The organism is Tenacibaculum sp. M341, from assembly GCF_004337695.1.
GTDB lineage: Bacteria > Bacteroidota > Bacteroidia > Flavobacteriales > Flavobacteriaceae > Polaribacter.
Genome location: NZ_SJXJ01000010.1, coordinates 135319 through 151613 on the forward strand (window position 1 = coordinate 135319; position 16295 = coordinate 151613).

At 30.0% G+C, this 16295-nt stretch carries 15 protein-coding genes; 6 read left to right on the plus strand and 9 right to left on the minus strand.

Annotated features, from left to right (window positions below; all coding sequences use genetic code 11):
* Positions 1-61 precede the first annotated feature (61 nt).
* Both EYW44_RS13220 and EYW44_RS13225 read right to left on the minus strand, forming a co-directional pair.
* Entirely contained in the window at positions 62-733 is a 672-nt protein-coding gene (locus EYW44_RS13220) for an alpha/beta hydrolase (RefSeq protein ID WP_132724138.1), read from the minus strand.
* 8 nt (positions 734-741) lie between these two features.
* On the minus strand, positions 742-1503 hold the full coding sequence (locus EYW44_RS13225; protein WP_132724139.1) for a DUF6438 domain-containing protein: 762 nt from the start codon (positions 1501-1503) through the stop codon (positions 742-744).
* A 438-nt stretch (positions 1504-1941) separates the two neighbouring features.
* On the opposite strand from EYW44_RS13225, the gene EYW44_RS22240 reads away from it, so the two are divergent.
* Complete coding sequence (locus EYW44_RS22240; RefSeq protein ID WP_165872223.1) at positions 1942-2088, plus strand: hypothetical protein; 147 nt, start codon at positions 1942-1944, stop codon at positions 2086-2088.
* Between the two features lie 26 nt (positions 2089-2114).
* Here EYW44_RS22240 and mtaB read toward each other — a convergent pair whose 3' ends face one another.
* Positions 2115-3449 carry a tRNA (N(6)-L-threonylcarbamoyladenosine(37)-C(2))-methylthiotransferase MtaB gene (gene mtaB, locus EYW44_RS13235; protein ID WP_132724141.1) on the minus strand — a complete coding sequence of 445 codons (1335 nt, stop codon included), beginning with the start codon at positions 3447-3449 and terminating at the stop codon, positions 2115-2117.
* Positions 3450-3485: 36 nt separating this feature from the next.
* On the opposite strand from mtaB, the gene EYW44_RS13240 reads away from it, so the two are divergent.
* The 5 genes from EYW44_RS13240 (at position 3486) to EYW44_RS13260 (ending at position 10137) form a co-directional block, all read left to right on the plus strand.
* Entirely contained in the window at positions 3486-3998 is a 513-nt protein-coding gene (locus EYW44_RS13240; RefSeq protein WP_132724142.1) for a GNAT family N-acetyltransferase, read from the plus strand.
* Between the two features lie 2 nt (positions 3999-4000).
* On the plus strand, positions 4001-4501 hold the full coding sequence (locus tag EYW44_RS13245; protein ID WP_132724143.1) for a GNAT family N-acetyltransferase: 501 nt from the start codon (positions 4001-4003) through the stop codon (positions 4499-4501).
* Between the two features lie 44 nt (positions 4502-4545).
* Positions 4546-5058: a DUF4442 domain-containing protein gene (locus EYW44_RS13250; RefSeq protein ID WP_132724144.1), complete on the plus strand. Its 513-nt coding sequence runs from the start codon at positions 4546-4548 to the stop codon at positions 5056-5058.
* A gap of 21 nt (positions 5059-5079) precedes the next feature.
* Positions 5080-6717 (plus strand): ABC transporter substrate-binding protein, encoded by a 1638-nt coding sequence (locus tag EYW44_RS13255; RefSeq protein ID WP_132724145.1) that lies wholly within the window; start codon positions 5080-5082, stop codon positions 6715-6717.
* A gap of 150 nt (positions 6718-6867) precedes the next feature.
* A complete protein-coding gene (locus EYW44_RS13260) occupies positions 6868-10137 on the plus strand; it encodes a M36 family metallopeptidase (RefSeq protein WP_132724146.1) in 3270 nt (1089 codons plus the stop codon).
* 100 nt (positions 10138-10237) lie between these two features.
* On the opposite strand, the gene EYW44_RS13265 is transcribed toward EYW44_RS13260, so the two are convergent.
* From EYW44_RS13265 to EYW44_RS13290, 6 genes are all read right to left on the minus strand, one after another.
* A complete protein-coding gene (locus EYW44_RS13265) occupies positions 10238-11377 on the minus strand; it encodes a geranylgeranyl reductase family protein (RefSeq protein ID WP_132724147.1) in 1140 nt (379 codons plus the stop codon).
* A gap of 40 nt (positions 11378-11417) precedes the next feature.
* A complete protein-coding gene (locus EYW44_RS13270; protein WP_243643659.1) occupies positions 11418-12269 on the minus strand; it encodes an endonuclease/exonuclease/phosphatase family protein in 852 nt (283 codons plus the stop codon).
* A gap of 176 nt (positions 12270-12445) precedes the next feature.
* Entirely contained in the window at positions 12446-13318 is an 873-nt protein-coding gene (locus EYW44_RS13275; protein ID WP_132724148.1) for a rhomboid family intramembrane serine protease, read from the minus strand.
* A 1-nt stretch (position 13319) separates the two neighbouring features.
* On the minus strand, positions 13320-14045 hold the full coding sequence (locus EYW44_RS13280; RefSeq protein WP_132724149.1) for a rhomboid family intramembrane serine protease: 726 nt from the start codon (positions 14043-14045) through the stop codon (positions 13320-13322).
* A 3-nt stretch (positions 14046-14048) separates the two neighbouring features.
* Entirely contained in the window at positions 14049-15935 is a 1887-nt protein-coding gene (mutL, locus tag EYW44_RS13285; RefSeq protein ID WP_132724150.1) for a DNA mismatch repair endonuclease MutL, read from the minus strand.
* Positions 15935-16216, minus strand: coding sequence for a riboflavin synthase subunit beta (locus EYW44_RS13290; protein ID WP_132724151.1), 282 nt, complete (start codon positions 16214-16216; stop codon positions 15935-15937). The genes mutL and EYW44_RS13290 overlap by 1 nt, the downstream gene beginning before the upstream one ends.
* Positions 16217-16295: the final 79 nt, after the last annotated feature.

The window sequence follows — 16295 nt, forward strand, 5'->3', positions numbered from 1 at the left end:
ATTTTAAAGTTACAGTTTTTATTTCTTTTTTGTTACATGTTTTGATAAAAATATACAAACATTAACATGTTATTTGTTGCAATTGTTGTTCCAAAATATTCGAAATGGTTTTGGCTTTATTTAAAATCATAATATGAGTACCATTTTCTATTTCTATACTCTTGTTTATGTGTTTTATAGGAAATATTTCATCCTTGTCTCCATGAATATGAATTAAATTATCTAATTCATAATCTTGTTTCCAATTTAAAACATTATAAATAGCCCATTGTAAATAATTACCATCTCTTACAGATAAATACATTTTGTATAGTTCGGCTCTTTTTTTCAAATAATCACCAACAAATAGATGTTCGTAATCTTCAATATTTTCAACTAATTTGGTTGGAAATAATTTATAAGCATTTGTTTTTTGAATAATTTTTAAACGAGTAGGCAGTTCTTTATTGCTTTTAATGCTAGAAATGATGACCGTTTTTTTCGGTTGTAAGTGCTTGCTCATTTCTTGCACCATTACACCGCCAAAAGAAACACCTATTAAAACAGGATTTTCATGAGTGATTTTTTCACACATTCGTTTAGCATAACTCTCAATACTTTCATCTAGCGACAATGGAATAATCCATTCTAAAAAATGAAGTTCAAAAAGATCTTCAGGCAATTTAATGTATTCAAAAATTTTAATGTTGGCAGCTAAGCCAGGCACAAAATATAAATGAGTTTTCTCTTCCATAAATATATTTAATTAACGTATTTTTTTTCTAATAATATTCCTTCTAAATATTCGTGCATTTCTAATAATGTATCTGGTACATCATCATTCCATAAACGAATTTGAATTTGTTTATCATTACAAGTGATAAACGTACTAGGTAAATCCATTACTTTTGGATTATCGTACATTTCTTTAAATGAAGAAAAATCTTTAGCTAAATATTCATTTAAAGTAGTAAGTTCTTTATCAGTTAATGTAAATTCTTTAACTCCTTTTTCTACCACATATTGTTTACCATTAAAAGTAACATTCCCTTTTTTATCTATACTCATAGAATAAACAGGACAATCTCCTAAACAATTTGTTTTATTTAATGTAAGAAGTGTGTTTGTTTCCTTTTCAATTAACTCTTTAGCTAATTCATCAGAATTTAAAGCTACTTCTTTAAAATAGCCAGAAGTTTTTAAAGCTTCAATCCATCTATTTTTATCTTTTTCAGGAACTTCAATTAAAGCAATTTTAGCTGTGTTTTTATCTAAAATCATTTTATCCCAAGTAAAACCACTATTTTTTACCATTTCTTTGGCTTTTGCTAGTTTTTTAGGGTTATTTAATACAGCTATGATTTTATTGTTAACCATCACTTTTTCTTTTGTAACAACATCGTCATTGTTTTTTTCAACTTCAGTACTAACTTCTTCTGGAGATGTTACACTAGGTTTCGTTTCTTTTTTAGTTTCATTACAACTAAGTATTAATAAGAATAAGGAAATACAAAATGCTTTCATTTGTGTTGCTTTTTAGTGTTCGATTTTTTGTTAGAAGTGTAAGTTAGTTATTTAATATTGAAAGTAAAATATTAGATTTTAGAAGTTTGCTTTAGATTGAAAATATTACTCCTTTTTTTTACCTAATAGAATTACATATGTTAGAAATAGTAAAACAATTGAAATAAATAATAAAAACGGTCTAATATTGCAAATAGTCAGTGATTCTTCACAATCAATTAAAATTACTGGAATTGCAATTACTATTGAAAAAATAGCATAGATTTTAGCACGTAAGGTGAATTTATTCATGGTTTAAAGATAATTTATAAACGCTCTAAATACTCTAATTTACTGGTGAAATACTGAACAAATAACGCTCAATCACAGAAAAAATATAATAATACAAACTAAAAAGAGTTATTGAAAAGGGAAAATGTTAAAACGCTATTAATAATTATGACAGATTTAGAGAGAGACATCATATATTATTTTAAAAATGAAAACGACAACAGAATATCAGTAATTGCTGAAAAATACAATACATCCAAGTATATTGTATCTAGAGTTGTAAATAAACACCTTTCTGGTAAATTCAAAAGTTGATATTTGTATTCTCCCTAATCTATTCCTTAATTTTTAACCTCACTATTTATAAATTCAAAACGTACCATACCATCTTCATCTATTTTGGTAAGGGTAACGTTATGAAGTGTATTTACTAATTCTGGATTCCATGGAGTTTTCACTTTTACGTAGTTTTCTGTAAAACCATGAATGTAACCTTCTTTGTTTTCGCTTTCAAATAAAACAGTTAAGTTGTTGCCTATTTGACTTTCATAAAAAGCTCTACGTTTTTTAACAGATAAACCTCGTAACATTTTACTACGTTTAGCTCTAACATTTTTAGGAACTACACCATCCATTAAAGCTGCCTCTGTATTAGCTCTTTCAGAATAGGTAAATACATGCAGGTAAGAAATATCTAATTCAGATAAATAATTATAAGTCTCTAAAAATAATTCATCTGTTTCACCAGGGAAGCCAACAATCACATCAACACCAATACAAGCATTAGGCATTACTTCTTTAATTTTAGCAACTCTGTCGGTATATACTTTACGTAAATAACGACGTTTCATTTTCTTCAACAACTCATCACTACCTGATTGTAAAGGGATATGAAAGTGAGGTACAAAAGTATCGGAATTAGAAACAAAATCTATCGTTTCATCTTTCAATAAATTAGGCTCAATAGATGAAATTCGTAAACGATGAATACCTTCAACAGTATCTAAAGCTTTAACTAATTCTAAAAAAGTATGCTCATGTTTTTTATTTCCAAACTCACCCTTTCCGTAATCACCAATATTAACACCAGTAAGTACAATTTCTTTAATTCCTTTTTCAGAAATTTCTTTAGCGTTTTTTAAAACGTTTTCTAAAGTATCACTTCTAGAAATTCCTCTGGCTAATGGAATAGTACAATATGTACATTTATAATCACAACCATCTTGTACTTTTAAAAAAGCACGAGTACGATCACCAATAGAGTAAGAACCTACATAAAAATCAGCATCTTCAATTTCGCAAGAATGTACTTCTCCTATTTGATTTTTAGTTAAGTCATTAATATAACTTGTTACATTAAATTTTTCAGTAGCACCTAAAACTAAGTCTACACCATCAACAGCAGCAAGTTCTTCTGGTTTTAATTGCGCGTAACATCCAACAGCAATTAAAAAAGCTTCATCATTTTTTTTCAACGCCGATTTTACAATCGTTTTAAAACGTTTATCTGCATTATCAGTAACAGAGCAAGTGTTAATTACGTATATATCAGCCTTTTCTTCAAACTCTACTCTGTTAAACCCTTCATTTACAAAATTACGAGCAATTGTAGATGTTTCAGAAAAATTAAGTTTACAACCTAAAGTGTAAAAAGCTACTTTTTTTTCCGCATTCATTCTTGTACATTTAACCAGCTGCAAAAGTACAATATAATGCGTATAAATTCTAACAATTTTGATTTTCATACTCAGCGTCTTTTTATTAGAAAGATGAATGCTACTGATGTACCATACTTATATGCAATGGAAAGTAAACCTGAAGTAGTGCAATACATTACTGGAAAAGTTTTAACATATGAAGAAACAGCGCAAAAACTTCAAAAATGGTTAACAACTTTTGATTATGATAATGGTTTTGGTGCATTGGCAATTTTTTTGAAAGATGAAAAGGAGTTTGTAGGATTGTGCGGAATTATACATGAAAATGAAGTTGCTTATCGTTTTTTACCAAAGTTTTGGAAAAAAGGATATGGTAAAGAAATTTTAGATTGGCTTATTTTGTATGCAGAAGTATTAGAGTTAAATACATTAAAAGCATTAGTGATTAAAGAAAACGAAGGATCATTAAAATTATTAAAACGTAAAGGTTTTGAAGTTGTAGATGAACAAATTTGTGAGCACACCAATTTGCCTGAGTTTATTATGGAATTGAATTTAGAAAAGTAAATATGATTTTTGAAACGAATAGATTAATTGTAAGAAAGTTAACATTAGAAGATCTTCAGCCTTTTTTTGAATTAGAAAGTAATCCTGAAGTTTTACAATATGCTACAGGTGAAGTAAAAACATTGGAAGAGTGTGAGGCAGAGTTAAAAGAGTTGATTCATAAATATGATAAAAAAGGTAATGATTTTTGGATTTATGCTATTGAACGTAAGTCAGACAATCAGTTTATAGGGACTTTAGCTTTTGTGAAAGATGAAAATAGAGATGATGAGATAGGATATCGATTTATTCAACGTTATTGGGGAAATGGATATGCAACTGAAGTATGTGAAAGTTTAATTCCCTATTGTAAATCTATTGGTATGAAAAAATTAATAGGCTGTGTTGTCGATAAAAATGTAGCGTCAGCAAAAATTTTAGAACGATTTAATTTTACAAAAGAAAAATCGTTTGTAAGTGATGATATAGGATTACCAGAAACTAAATACGTATTGTATTTATAAAAGTAAATATAAAAACTAACTAAACTAAATATAGAAAAGAAAGAATGTACGCAGTAATAACAAAGTTTTTAAAAAAGTTTTTTAAAGATAGTAGTATATATAAATACGGATTCAATTATTCACCAATGTATAAAAGGTCTACAGGAAAAATAATACATGTTTCAGACGATCTATTAGAGGTGAATATCAAAATACCTTTAAGCTATAAGAACAGAAATTATGTTGGCTCTATCTTTGGAGGAAGTTTGTTTTCAGCCACAGATCCAATATATATGATTCAGTTAATGCAAATTTTAGGTAACGACTATGTTGTTTGGGATAAAGAAGCCTCTATAAAGTTTAAAAGACCTGCTAAAAAAGATGGTTATGCTGATTTTATTTTTACTAATGAAGAAATAGAAGAAGTAAAGAAGAGAGTAGCGGATGAAAAAGAAATAGATCTCATAAAACATTTACAAATTAAAGATAAAGAAGGATTGACTGTTTTTGCAGAAGTATCTAAAACCATATATGTTGCTGATAAAGGCTATTATAAAAATAAGCGAAAAAAGAAATAAAGTAGTTTTTACTTAAATATTATGAGTTGTATTTTTTGGGGTAGAGAGTGTGTTAAAGTGTTTGTGAAATTAGTTTCCATATTTTTATTGTTATCAATAATTGCTTGTAAGACTAAAGATCATCAATTTTCCGATCATCAGGTTTTTAGGTATAATGAACATTCGAATATCAGTTCGTTAGATCCTGCATTTGCAAAAGACCAACCTAATATTTGGGGAGTGAATCAATTATTTAATGGTTTGGTACAGTTAGATGATAGTTTGCATGTACAACCAGATATAGCAAAAGAATGGAGTATTTCTGAAGATGGTAAAACATATCATTTTACTTTAAGAAATGATGTTGATTTTCATAAACATGCATTATTTGGTAAAGATTCTACCAGAAAGGTAATAGCCAAAGATTTTCAATATTCGTTTAATAGGTTATTAGATGAAAAAGTAGCTTCACCAGGAAAGTGGGTGTTAAAATATGTAGAGAATTTTGAAGCTAAAAACGACACCACTTTTGTTATTAATTTAAAACAACCTTTTCCTCCTTTTTTAGGATTACTTTCTATGAAATATTGTTCGGTAGTTCCAAAAGAAGCGATTGATTATTTTGGAAATACATTTAGAGAAAATCCAATTGGAACAGGACCATTTCACTTTAAGCTTTGGATAGAAAATGTAAAATTAGTATTGAGAAAAAATAAGGAGTATTACGAAAAAGATAAAAACGGTAATTCTTTACCTTACCTAGAAGCTGTAGCAGTTACTTTTTTACCAGACAAACAAAGTGAGTTTTTACAATTTGTACAAGGTAATATTGATTTTATGAAAGGTTTAGATGCATCATATAAAGATGAAGTATTATCTACCACAGGAGCATTAAAAGAGAAATATCAAGATAAAATAAATATAAAAGTAGGTTCTTACTTAAATACCGAATATTTAGGTTTGTATTTAGATGTAGAGAATAAATACCCTACAAAATCTAAATTGATTCGAAAAGCAATCAATTATGGATTTGATCGTGATAAAATGATGAAGTTTCTAAGAAATGGTATTGGTACCCCTGCAGTTAATGGTTTTATTCCAAAAGGACTTCCTTCTTTTAATCATCAAAAAGGGTATGAATTTAATCCTCAGAAAGCAAAAGAGCTAATTAATCAATATATCAAAGAAACAGGTGTAGTAGAGCCTGAGATAACCATAACTACCAATGGTAATTATTTAGATTTATGTGAGTTTATTCAAAAGGAGATACAGAAATTAGGATTAAAAGTAAATGTAGATGTAACCCTACCATCTACTTTACGTCAGGGAAAAGCAAATGGTAAATTACCAATTTTCAGAGCTAGTTGGATTGCAGATTATCCTGATGCTCAAAACTATTTATCACTTTTTTACAGCGAAAACTTTACACCTAACGGTCCAAATTACACACATTTTAAAAACGATTACTTTGATACTTTGTATGAACAAGCAATTAAAGAGGTAAATGATCATAAACGATATCAATTATATCAAAAAATGGATAGTTTAATAATTGATGAAGCTCCAATAGTACCTTTGTATTACGATGAAGTAATTCGATTCAAACAAAAAAATGTAAAAGGATTAGGAATAAATCCAGTAGACATGCTAGTACTAAAAAGAGTAAGTAAAGAAAATTAGTATAGTTATATTTTTATTGGTTTTGTTAAATTATTGTGTTTTAGATGTTAAAATTTAACTTTTATAGTTAATTTGTTGATATTGTGTGGTTTTTGGTTAAGGAAATGTTAATTGTGTATTTTCGTTACAGAACCCTTTAATTAATTAACCATGAAAAAACACTCCCTAGTAGTGGTGCTATTCCTAGCACTACAGGCAGGTTTTGCGCAAATTTTAACTCCAAAAAACGACGTCGGCGCAATCGAGAGTCATTTAAACAACCTTAAAAATAGTGGAAAGTCATCAGCTGTAGATTACTCTGAATGGAAAATTACAAGTACTGCATCTTCACTTAAAAAAGGACTAACACACTATTATTTGACACAGTATTACAAAGGTATTCCTATTGTAAATGGAACGTATAATTTATCTGTTATCAATAACAAGATAAATTATTCTGTAAATCAATTTGTAAAAGAAGTAGAAGCTAAAGTAGCTGCTAATAAAAGTAGTGGTGCAATTTCTGAATCATCAGCAATAAATGCAGTTATTAAAGCACACAATCTTCCATCAATACAATCTTTATCAAAAGTGCAACAAAAATCTAAAGACGGTTTACTTGTATCTAGATATGAAAGATCTGGTATAACGGAAGATAATGAGCCTATTTTGGTGAAAAAATCATACGTTTTACATGACGGAAAGTTGAAGTTATGTTGGAATGTGAATTTATACGAAAAAGGTGGGAAGAATTGGTGGAACAGTTTCGTTGATGTAAGTACCAGCGAAATTGTAGAAGAAGATAACTGGGTAATTTCATGTGATTTTGGAGGGCCAGGACACGATGAAGAAGGACATATTCATACGTTAAAAAATACAGAAGAGTATTTTAAGAAAGTAGATATTGATGCTGCCCCTTATGCAGCCAAAGAGTCTGCATTTTTTGCACCAGATTCTTATAATGTATATGCAATGCCTATTAGCGATCCAAACGATGGAAATAGATCTATTGTAGTAGATCCTGCTAATTTAACGGCGTCTCCTTTTGGATGGCATGATACTAACGGTTCAGCTGGGGCTGAATTTACAATTACTAGAGGTAATAATGTTTGGGCACAAGAAGATGCAAATGGAAATAATGGTACAGGATCTGCTCCTAGTGGAGGAAGTGGATTAGATTTTGATTTTCCAGTAAATTTAAATCAAGCACCAAGCAATTACAGAGATGCATCTACCGTAAATTTATTCTACTGGAACAATATTATGCATGATGTTTTTTATCAATATGGTTTTGATGAAGCTAGTGGTAACTTTCAAGAAAATAACTACGGAAAAGGTGGTTCAGGAAGTGATTCTGTAAATGCAGATTCTCAAGATGGTAGTGGAACAAATAATGCAAACTTTAGTACACCACCAGATGGTAGTAACCCAAGAATGCAAATGTTTTTATGGAATCAAACTAATCCAGGTAGAGATGGATCTTTCGATAATGTAATTATTGCTCATGAATATGGTCACGGTATTTCTATTCGTTTAGTTGGTGGACCAGGAGCAAATAGATTAGGAGGTTCTGAGCAAATGGGTGAAGGATGGTCTGACTGGTTTGGATTAATGTTAACCATGAAAGCAGGAGACCAAGGTACAGATAGTAGAGGTGTAGGTAACTATGTTTTAGGACAAAATTCTAGTGGAACAGGTATTAGACCGACGGCATATTCTACTGACAGGTCTATAAATAATACTGATTATGCAGATATTAATGGTTTAGCTGTACCTCATGGTGTAGGATATGCATTTGCTACTATTTTATGGGATATGACTTGGTTATTAGTTGATCAAGAAGGTTTTGATCCTGATTTTTACAATGGAACAGGAGGTAACAATATTGCAATGGCATTAGTTATTGAAGGATTAAAAAATACAGCAAACAATCCAGGTTTTGTTTCTGGGCGTGATGGAATTTTACAAGCAGATCAAGATTTATATGGTGGTGCTTACAGTTGTTTAATTTGGAAAGCATTTGCCGAAAGAGGAGTAGGAGAAGGAGCAAATGAAAATACAAATGGTGGAACTAATACAAATAGTGACCAGTCTGTTTCTTTTACAAATCCATGTGATGGTGGTGGACCAGATCCAGATCCAACAAATTGTTCTTCAACGGTAGATACATTCCCTTATGGAGAGAGCTTTGAATCTAATGACGGATGGACTCAAGTAACTGGAGATGATGGTAACTGGGTAAGAGATTCAAATGGAACTCCTTCTTCAGGAACAGGTCCTAGTAACGGAGCAGATGGAAACTTTTATATGTTCTTAGAGGCATCAACAAACGGAAGTACAGGTCAAATAGGAAGTAATGCTACAGCAATTTTAGCTAGTCCATGTTTTGATCTTACAGCAGTAAGTAGCGCAACATTCTCATTTAGTAATCATATGTTTGGTACTAGTGTAGGTTCTTTAACTTTAGAAGCTTCAACTGACGGTGCTACTTGGACTTCTTTATGGAATGAATCGGGTAATCAAGGAGATCAATGGAATGACGTTTCTGTGAATTTAGCTTCTTATGTTGGTCAAGATTCAGTTCGATTAAGATTTGTTGGAACCACTGGTACAAGTTGGTCAAGTGATATTGCAATAGATAATCTTTCTTTAACAGAAGGAACAGGTGGAGGAGATCCAGATCCTACTTGTGAGGCTTTAAATTTCAATGATTTTACCATTACTTCATTCTCTAACCAAGATTCTGCGGGTAACTTCTCTATTGGAAGTGGAGGTTCTTCATTAACATTAACAAACAATACATGGAAGTATATAGCTTTAAATTATACGGTTACAGCTAATACAGTAATTGAATTTGAGTTTAGTAGTACTTCTCAAGGAGAGATTCATGGTGTTGGTTTTGAAAATGATAATACGTTAACATCTACTAGATACTTTAAAGTTCATGGTACTCAAAATTATGGTATTACAAATTTTGATAACTACACAAGTGGTACGCAAACATATGTAATTCCTGTAGGAGATTCTTATACAGGAAGTATGGATAGATTAGTATTTATTAATGATAATGATGCTGGTTCTGGTAATAACTCTACATTCTCAAATGTTAGAATTTACGAAGGATCTTGTGGAAGTTCTGTTGCTGTTAGAGATTTTGGAACTAGAACTGATATTTTAGGTGACCAAGATGAAGATGCATTTACTACAGTTCAATTATCTCCTAATCCAGTAAGTAAAGGGTTATCTTTAAAAATAGTTGGACCTAGTAGAAGTTTAACAAATGCAACTTACTCTGTAATTAACATGATTGGTCAGGTAATCGAAAAAGGTAACTTAAACGATAACAAGGCTATTAATGTTGATAAGTTTGATGCTGGAATATATATACTAAGACTTGAAAATGAGTTTACAAAAACGAATAAGCGTTTCATAGTAAAATAATTCAGATAGATTTTAGTACTTAAATAGTACTTTTAATTAATAAATAAAGCCTCTTGAATAATGTTCAAGAGGCTTTTGAATTTTAGTTTAATAACTCATTTTAAAAAACAAGTTCTTTAATTTTTTTACTAATAGCTTGTTTTATATCGGTAGGATACGATCTATCTCCGTGAAAAATATCAGCCATCTCATCGCTAAAACGTTGACCGTATTTTTTCAACATTATGTTACGAATACTTTTTTGCTCGTAAAACCATTTAGCTAACCATAAACCTGTTTTTATTTCAGGTAATAATTTAGCTTCTAATTTTTTTAGATATAATGATTTAGCTTCATCTAAATTTAAGTTACTTTCACTAATAGCTTCTGCTACTAAAACACCGCTATAAATAGCGTTAGAAATACCTTCAGCAGTAATAGGATCTGCAAAACCAGCAGCATCTCCAATTAAAAAAACATTGTTTTTTATAAAACCATCTGTTCTTGGAGCAATCGGAATTTGAAATCCGTGTTGAGATTCTTTTAAAACAGTATTAATACCAATAGTTTTAAGATACTCTTCGTAGTATTTCTTTAAATTGATTCTGGCTTTTTTTGTAGATGCAACACCTACAGAAAGATGGTTTTTCTTTGGGAAATTCCATGCATACCCATATGGAATGGCATCAATATCAAAGCGAACTTCGTTTTTTAATCGCTCAAAATCTTCTTCAGGTACTTCGATTTCATATTCTAAGGCAGGAATAAGTTTTCTAGTTTCTTGATTCCAACCAGCCATTTTAGCAGTAGGACTCAAAGCGCCATCAGCAGCAATAACAAAGTTTGCGGAAATTTCTTGTTCTGTAGTAGTTAAAAGTGCAATATTGTTGTTGAAAGTGATATTGGTAAGCTTATTTCCTTCTAGGATAGTTACGCCTAATTTTTTAGCTTCTTCAACAATTAAAAAGTCAAAAGAATCACGCATAATCATGGTAATTGTCGGATCTTTTCTTGTAGTTTGAAAGTGTAAACTTTTACCTAAAAATATATCAACTGTATGAAATTCTCGCTCAATAACTTTAGAAATATCAAAAGGTAAATTCTTTCTACCTCTAAAAACAAATCCACCACCACAAGTTTTATAGCGAGGTAATTGTTCTTTTTCTATAATGACAGTTGAAATACCTTGTTTAGCCAAATGAAAGGCAGTTGAAGCACCAGAAGGACCACTACCAATTACAGCAACATCAAAATGTTTCATTTAATTTGATTGTTATTTAGTTAATTGCTAGCTAATATAGTTATTCAAAATTTATTCTAGACATAATAGGGAAGTGGTCAGAATATTTTTTTGAGTATGTTTTAAAGTTATTTATTTGAGTTTTCTTATCGGTTAAAATAAAATCGATACGCATTGGGAAAAAGTAATTAAACGATTTTCCAAAACCAATTCCTGCTTCATCAAAAGCATCTTTTTTATTTTTTGATATTTGTCTGTATACCCAAGAAAAAGAAGTGTTATTAAAATCGCCACAAATTACTTTTTTACCATTCCATTGTTTTTCATGTTGTAAAAAAGCTTCTACTTGTGATGCTTGTTTTATAAAACCTGTTTTTAATCGTTCGATTAGTTTTTCAGAACTTTTTTCGCCGAAATTTTCTTTTTTTGGATTTATTTTTAAAGATTGAAGGTGTAAATTATATATGCGAACAGTGTCTTTATTTTTTAAAACATCAACATAAATGGCATTATTAGCACTGTGTTTAAAGTCTAAAGAACCTTTATTGATAATTTTAAATTTAGAGAAAATAGCTAATCCAAAATTATTCTTTTTTGATTTTGGAACGAAGTAAGAATAAGGATAGTTAATTTTCTTTTTTTTAGAACTATGGTATTCTTGTATAGCAAGAATGTCTGGCGATTTTGTGTTTATGAATTCAACAATTTTTTTATCAATATCCTCTTCTTTAATCCATTTATACAAATTAAACATTCTAACGTTGTAACTCATCACTTTTACATCGTTATTTCTTGCGGTATTTTTTTCTGAAAATTTAAGAAAAGCAGGAAAGAATAACCAGCCAATCAATAAAACTACACCAGATATAATGAATTGTTTTTTAAGCTTTACAACCCAATAAATTAAAAACATAAGATTAATAATGATTAATAATGGAATGGCTAAACTAGCAACAGAAAAAACAGGAACAGTTTTAGGTGATATAAAAGCAAGAAAATATGATAATAGTAGTATTGTTGCTACTATTGAGTTGATAAAATAAAGCAGTTTATCAAAAATTGAATATTTTCTTTTTTTAGCGGTCACTCTTATTTTCTACCCTGTTTAAATAAAAATTCTTTTTCTTCTTTTGAAAGCACATCATATCCTGATTTACCTATTTTATCCAAAATTTCATCAACTTTTTGCTGATTAACATCTTTGTTTTTGAAAGTATTAGATTTTGTGGTAGTTGTTTTTGATTTATGTACAGTTTTTAAAGGAGATTTTTTCTCTTGCTTAAACAAGTTTCTAAAGCTTTTAAAAATATCTAAATCTTTATTACTAGCACTATTTACATACAAAAATCCAAATAAAGCTCCACCAAGATGTGCAATGCGTCCTCCAGGATTACTGATAGGAATTTGAATAACATCTAACATTACCCAGACAGCAGCTAAGTGCCATAACTTAACAAAGCCAATTAAAGGTATTTTTAATTGATAATTTGGAATGTAGGTAGCAACGCCAACAAAGATTGCTGAAATACCTGCAGAAGCACCAATTAATACACTTACATTTTTATCTTGTAAAAAGGCAGGGAAGTAGTTATAAGATAAAAGAAAAAGAATTCCGCCAAATAAAGTTCCCAGTAAATAAAAATCTAGTAATTGTCTACCTGTAAAATATTGTTTAAAAAGATGACCTATAAAATACAATGCGATCAAATTCATTAAAATATGAATGATTCCAGTATGAACAAAACCATAAGTTATAATAGTCCAAGGCTTTCTAATAAATCCGCTAAAACTAGCCGGCAGTGAAAGCCATTCAACCAAAATAAGCGAGTCACCTAGTTGAAAAAGAAAACCAACTACTTGAAATAAATATACAGCAATAAAAACAGCTAAATTGATATATATTAACTGTTCTACAATTCCTGCATTTTTAAAACGATATTTTAAGGTATTTAAATTGATCATCTTAAAGAATTTTAAATTGATTTTTTTTCCAAAACCAAGCAATAATAAAACCAATTAAGGCACCACCAACATGTGCGAAATGAGCTACATTTCCAATAGAATATTTAGTAAGACCAAAGAATAAATCACTTAATATTATTAAAGGAATAAAGTATTTTGCAGCTACAGGAACAGGGAAAAAGATCATTGCTAATTTAGCGTTAGGAAAAGCAATACCAAAAGCAACTAAAACTCCATAAATAGCTCCAGATGCACCTACAGCTGGGGTGTTGTATAAGGAATAAAACTCTCTCATACGTTCAATAGGAATACTTATTAGCTGATCGTTGTATTTGCCTAGTTCTAGAATAGAAGATATTTCAGTAGGAGAAATTCCAAAAGCGATTAGCTCATTATATATACCATTAAATTGATAATAGTTAACTAAAGTGTAAATTATTCCGGCTCCAATTCCAGCAGAGAAATAAAAAAATAAAAATTTATTTCTGCCCCACATTTGTTCCAAAGGAGTACCAAATGCCCATAAACCATACATGTTAAAAAGTATATGATATGGACTACCATGCATAAACATGTGGGTTGCATATTGCCAAAAGCCAAAGTGTTCATTTTTGGGAAAATGCAAAGCTAATATGTTTGTTAAATCCATCTTCAATAGAAGAGGACCAAAAAACAGAATGGCATTTATTATGACTAAATGTTTTATGGTTGGAGTTATTTTCTGCATAATTTATTTACTAAATAATGTATCTATTTCTTGCAAAGTTAATGTTTTAAAGGTCGCTTTGCCAAGAGGAGAAACACTAGGTTCTTTGCAAGAAAATAAATTATTAACCATGTTTTCCTGCTCTTTGGCAGATAATACTGTACCTGTTTTTATAGCCAATGATTTTGCGAAAGATTTAGCCATAATATCAAAATGACTAAAGCTAGCATCAGGTACTTCTAATTTCATATCGTCAAGTAATTGCTCTAAAACTAATATAATTTGACTTTCAGTAATAGAAGTAGGAATTCCACCTATAACCACACCTTCTTTAGTGAATTCATTAAATACAAAACCAGTACTTTCTAAATCAGATTTTATTCCATAAATCATTTCAATATCAGATTTAGCCAATGAAACATTTATAGGAAATAATAATTGCTGACTACTAGCTTCTTTTACAGTAATGTTTTCTAAAAACTCTTCATATAATATACGTTGATGTGCTAAGGATTGATGTATTAGCACTACACCTGATTTTATAGAACTTAAAATATATTTTTTTTGAATTTGAAACGTTTTTCCAGTTTCAGTTTCTTGCTCACTTTTAAATAATTCTTCTTGATGCGTTGCCGGTGGTGTGCTTTCTACTTGAATATTTTCAGAGGAATATAAAGCTTCCCAGGTACCAGCATCTTTTTTGTAATCAGTTTGAGCATATGATTTTTTGTAACTGTTTGAGTTACTACCACTACTAATACTTGTTGTTTTAGATGGAGTAGGAGTAGACGGAATATCATTTTTAAAAGGATTAAAACTTGGATCTACAATAATATGTGGTGTAGAAACTTCTTTTTTATCCTTGAAATCATAAGGAGTATCTAAAGTAGCATCTCTTTCAAAATCTAAAACAGGAGCTACGTTATATTGTCCTAAACTATGTTTTACTGTAGCTCTAATAATAGCATACAGTGCTTTTTCGTTATCAAATTTCACCTCAGTTTTTGTTGGGTGAATGTTGATGTCTATGGTGTTTGGCGGTACTTCAAAATAAATAAAATACGTTGGGTGAGTACCATGTTCTAATAACCCTTCAAAAGCATTATTTACTGCATGATTTAAATAAGTACTCTTTATAAATCTATTATTCACAAAGAAAAATTGTTCTCCTCTTTTTCTTTTTGCATACTCAGGTTTAGCAATAAAACCTTTGATGGTAATAATATCAGTTTGTTCTTCAATAGGAACTAGTTTTTCATTCATCTTATTACCAAACATGGCAACAATACGTTTTCTAGAGTTACTAGCTCTTAAATGATATACTTCATTATTATTATGATGAAGAGAGAAAGATATGTTTGGGTGTACCAAAGCTACTCTCTGAAATTCGTCAATAATATGACGTGTTTCTACTGTGTCTGATTTTAAGAAGTTTCTTCTTGCCGGAATATTGTAAAAAAGGTTTTTTACAGCAATACTTGTCCCTTTAGCAGTTGATACTACTTCTTGACAAACAATTTCGCTGCCTTCTATTTTAATAAGAGTACCAACATCTTGATTTTCTTGTTTGGTTTTTAACTCTACATGAGCAATTGCAGCAATAGAAGCCAATGCTTCACCTCTAAAACCTTTCGTTTGTAAATTAAAAAGATCTTTAGCGTCTTTAATTTTAGAAGTAGCATGTCTTTCAAAACACAAACGAGCATCTGTAGTGCTCATTCCTTTTCCGTTATCAATTACCTGAATAAGTGTTTTACCTGCATCTTTCAAGAGCAGTGTAATATTAGAAGCCCCTGCATCAATAGCATTTTCTAATAACTCTTTTACCACTGAAGCCGGGCGTTGAACAACCTCACCTGCTGCTATTTGATTGGCAACATGATCAGGTAATAATTGTATAATATCTGACATTAATTTTTTCGTAAAAATATAGATAGATCAAAGTCTATCAAGTATAAGAAAATGAACGTTAATATAGCAGCAATAATTACTATAGTTTTGTTAAAACCTCCGTTTTTTGAGCTACTAAATTCATTTAAGGCAGTGTTAAGCTTATCCTTTATTGATTTTCTTTTTCCGACAGTAGTTCTAAATTCATCAAACTTATGTTTTACTTCATAAGGATTACCTTCACCTTTGTAGTAACGAGGCTTGTATTCGAACTTTTTGATTTCTTTTTTAAATATACCCATAATTGTCTAATTGTAGTTTATGTGAGTGTTTCAAAAACCACACCAAAACAGATATTCAAAGTTACATAATAATTGATAA

What these genes read in the sequence shown, in the direction of transcription:
- mutL (WP_132724150.1), bottom strand. Translation starts at nt 15,935, where the DNA reads ATGTCAGATATTATACAATTATTACCTGATCATGTTGCCAATCAAATA.
- EYW44_RS13245 (WP_132724143.1), top strand. Translation starts at nt 4,001, where the DNA reads ATGATTTTTGAAACGAATAGATTAATTGTAAGAAAGTTAACATTAGAA.
- EYW44_RS13260 (WP_132724146.1), top strand. Translation starts at nt 6,868, where the DNA reads ATGAAAAAACACTCCCTAGTAGTGGTGCTATTCCTAGCACTACAGGCA.
- EYW44_RS13290 (WP_132724151.1), bottom strand. Translation starts at nt 16,216, where the DNA reads ATGGGTATATTTAAAAAAGAAATCAAAAAGTTCGAATACAAGCCTCGT.
- EYW44_RS13220 (WP_132724138.1), bottom strand. Translation starts at nt 733, where the DNA reads ATGGAAGAGAAAACTCATTTATATTTTGTGCCTGGCTTAGCTGCCAAC.
- EYW44_RS13280 (WP_132724149.1), bottom strand. Translation starts at nt 14,045, where the DNA reads ATGCAGAAAATAACTCCAACCATAAAACATTTAGTCATAATAAATGCC.
- EYW44_RS13265 (WP_132724147.1), bottom strand. Translation starts at nt 11,377, where the DNA reads ATGAAACATTTTGATGTTGCTGTAATTGGTAGTGGTCCTTCTGGTGCT.
- EYW44_RS13275 (WP_132724148.1), bottom strand. Translation starts at nt 13,318, where the DNA reads ATGATCAATTTAAATACCTTAAAATATCGTTTTAAAAATGCAGGAATT.
- EYW44_RS13270 (WP_243643659.1), bottom strand. Translation starts at nt 12,269, where the DNA reads ATGTTTTTAATTTATTGGGTTGTAAAGCTTAAAAAACAATTCATTATA.
- EYW44_RS13255 (WP_132724145.1), top strand. Translation starts at nt 5,080, where the DNA reads ATGAGTTGTATTTTTTGGGGTAGAGAGTGTGTTAAAGTGTTTGTGAAA.
- mtaB (WP_132724141.1), bottom strand. Translation starts at nt 3,449, where the DNA reads ATGAATGCGGAAAAAAAAGTAGCTTTTTACACTTTAGGTTGTAAACTT.
- EYW44_RS13225 (WP_132724139.1), bottom strand. Translation starts at nt 1,503, where the DNA reads ATGAAAGCATTTTGTATTTCCTTATTCTTATTAATACTTAGTTGTAAT.
- EYW44_RS13240 (WP_132724142.1), top strand. Translation starts at nt 3,486, where the DNA reads ATGCGTATAAATTCTAACAATTTTGATTTTCATACTCAGCGTCTTTTT.
- EYW44_RS13250 (WP_132724144.1), top strand. Translation starts at nt 4,546, where the DNA reads ATGTACGCAGTAATAACAAAGTTTTTAAAAAAGTTTTTTAAAGATAGT.
- EYW44_RS22240 (WP_165872223.1), top strand. Translation starts at nt 1,942, where the DNA reads ATGACAGATTTAGAGAGAGACATCATATATTATTTTAAAAATGAAAAC.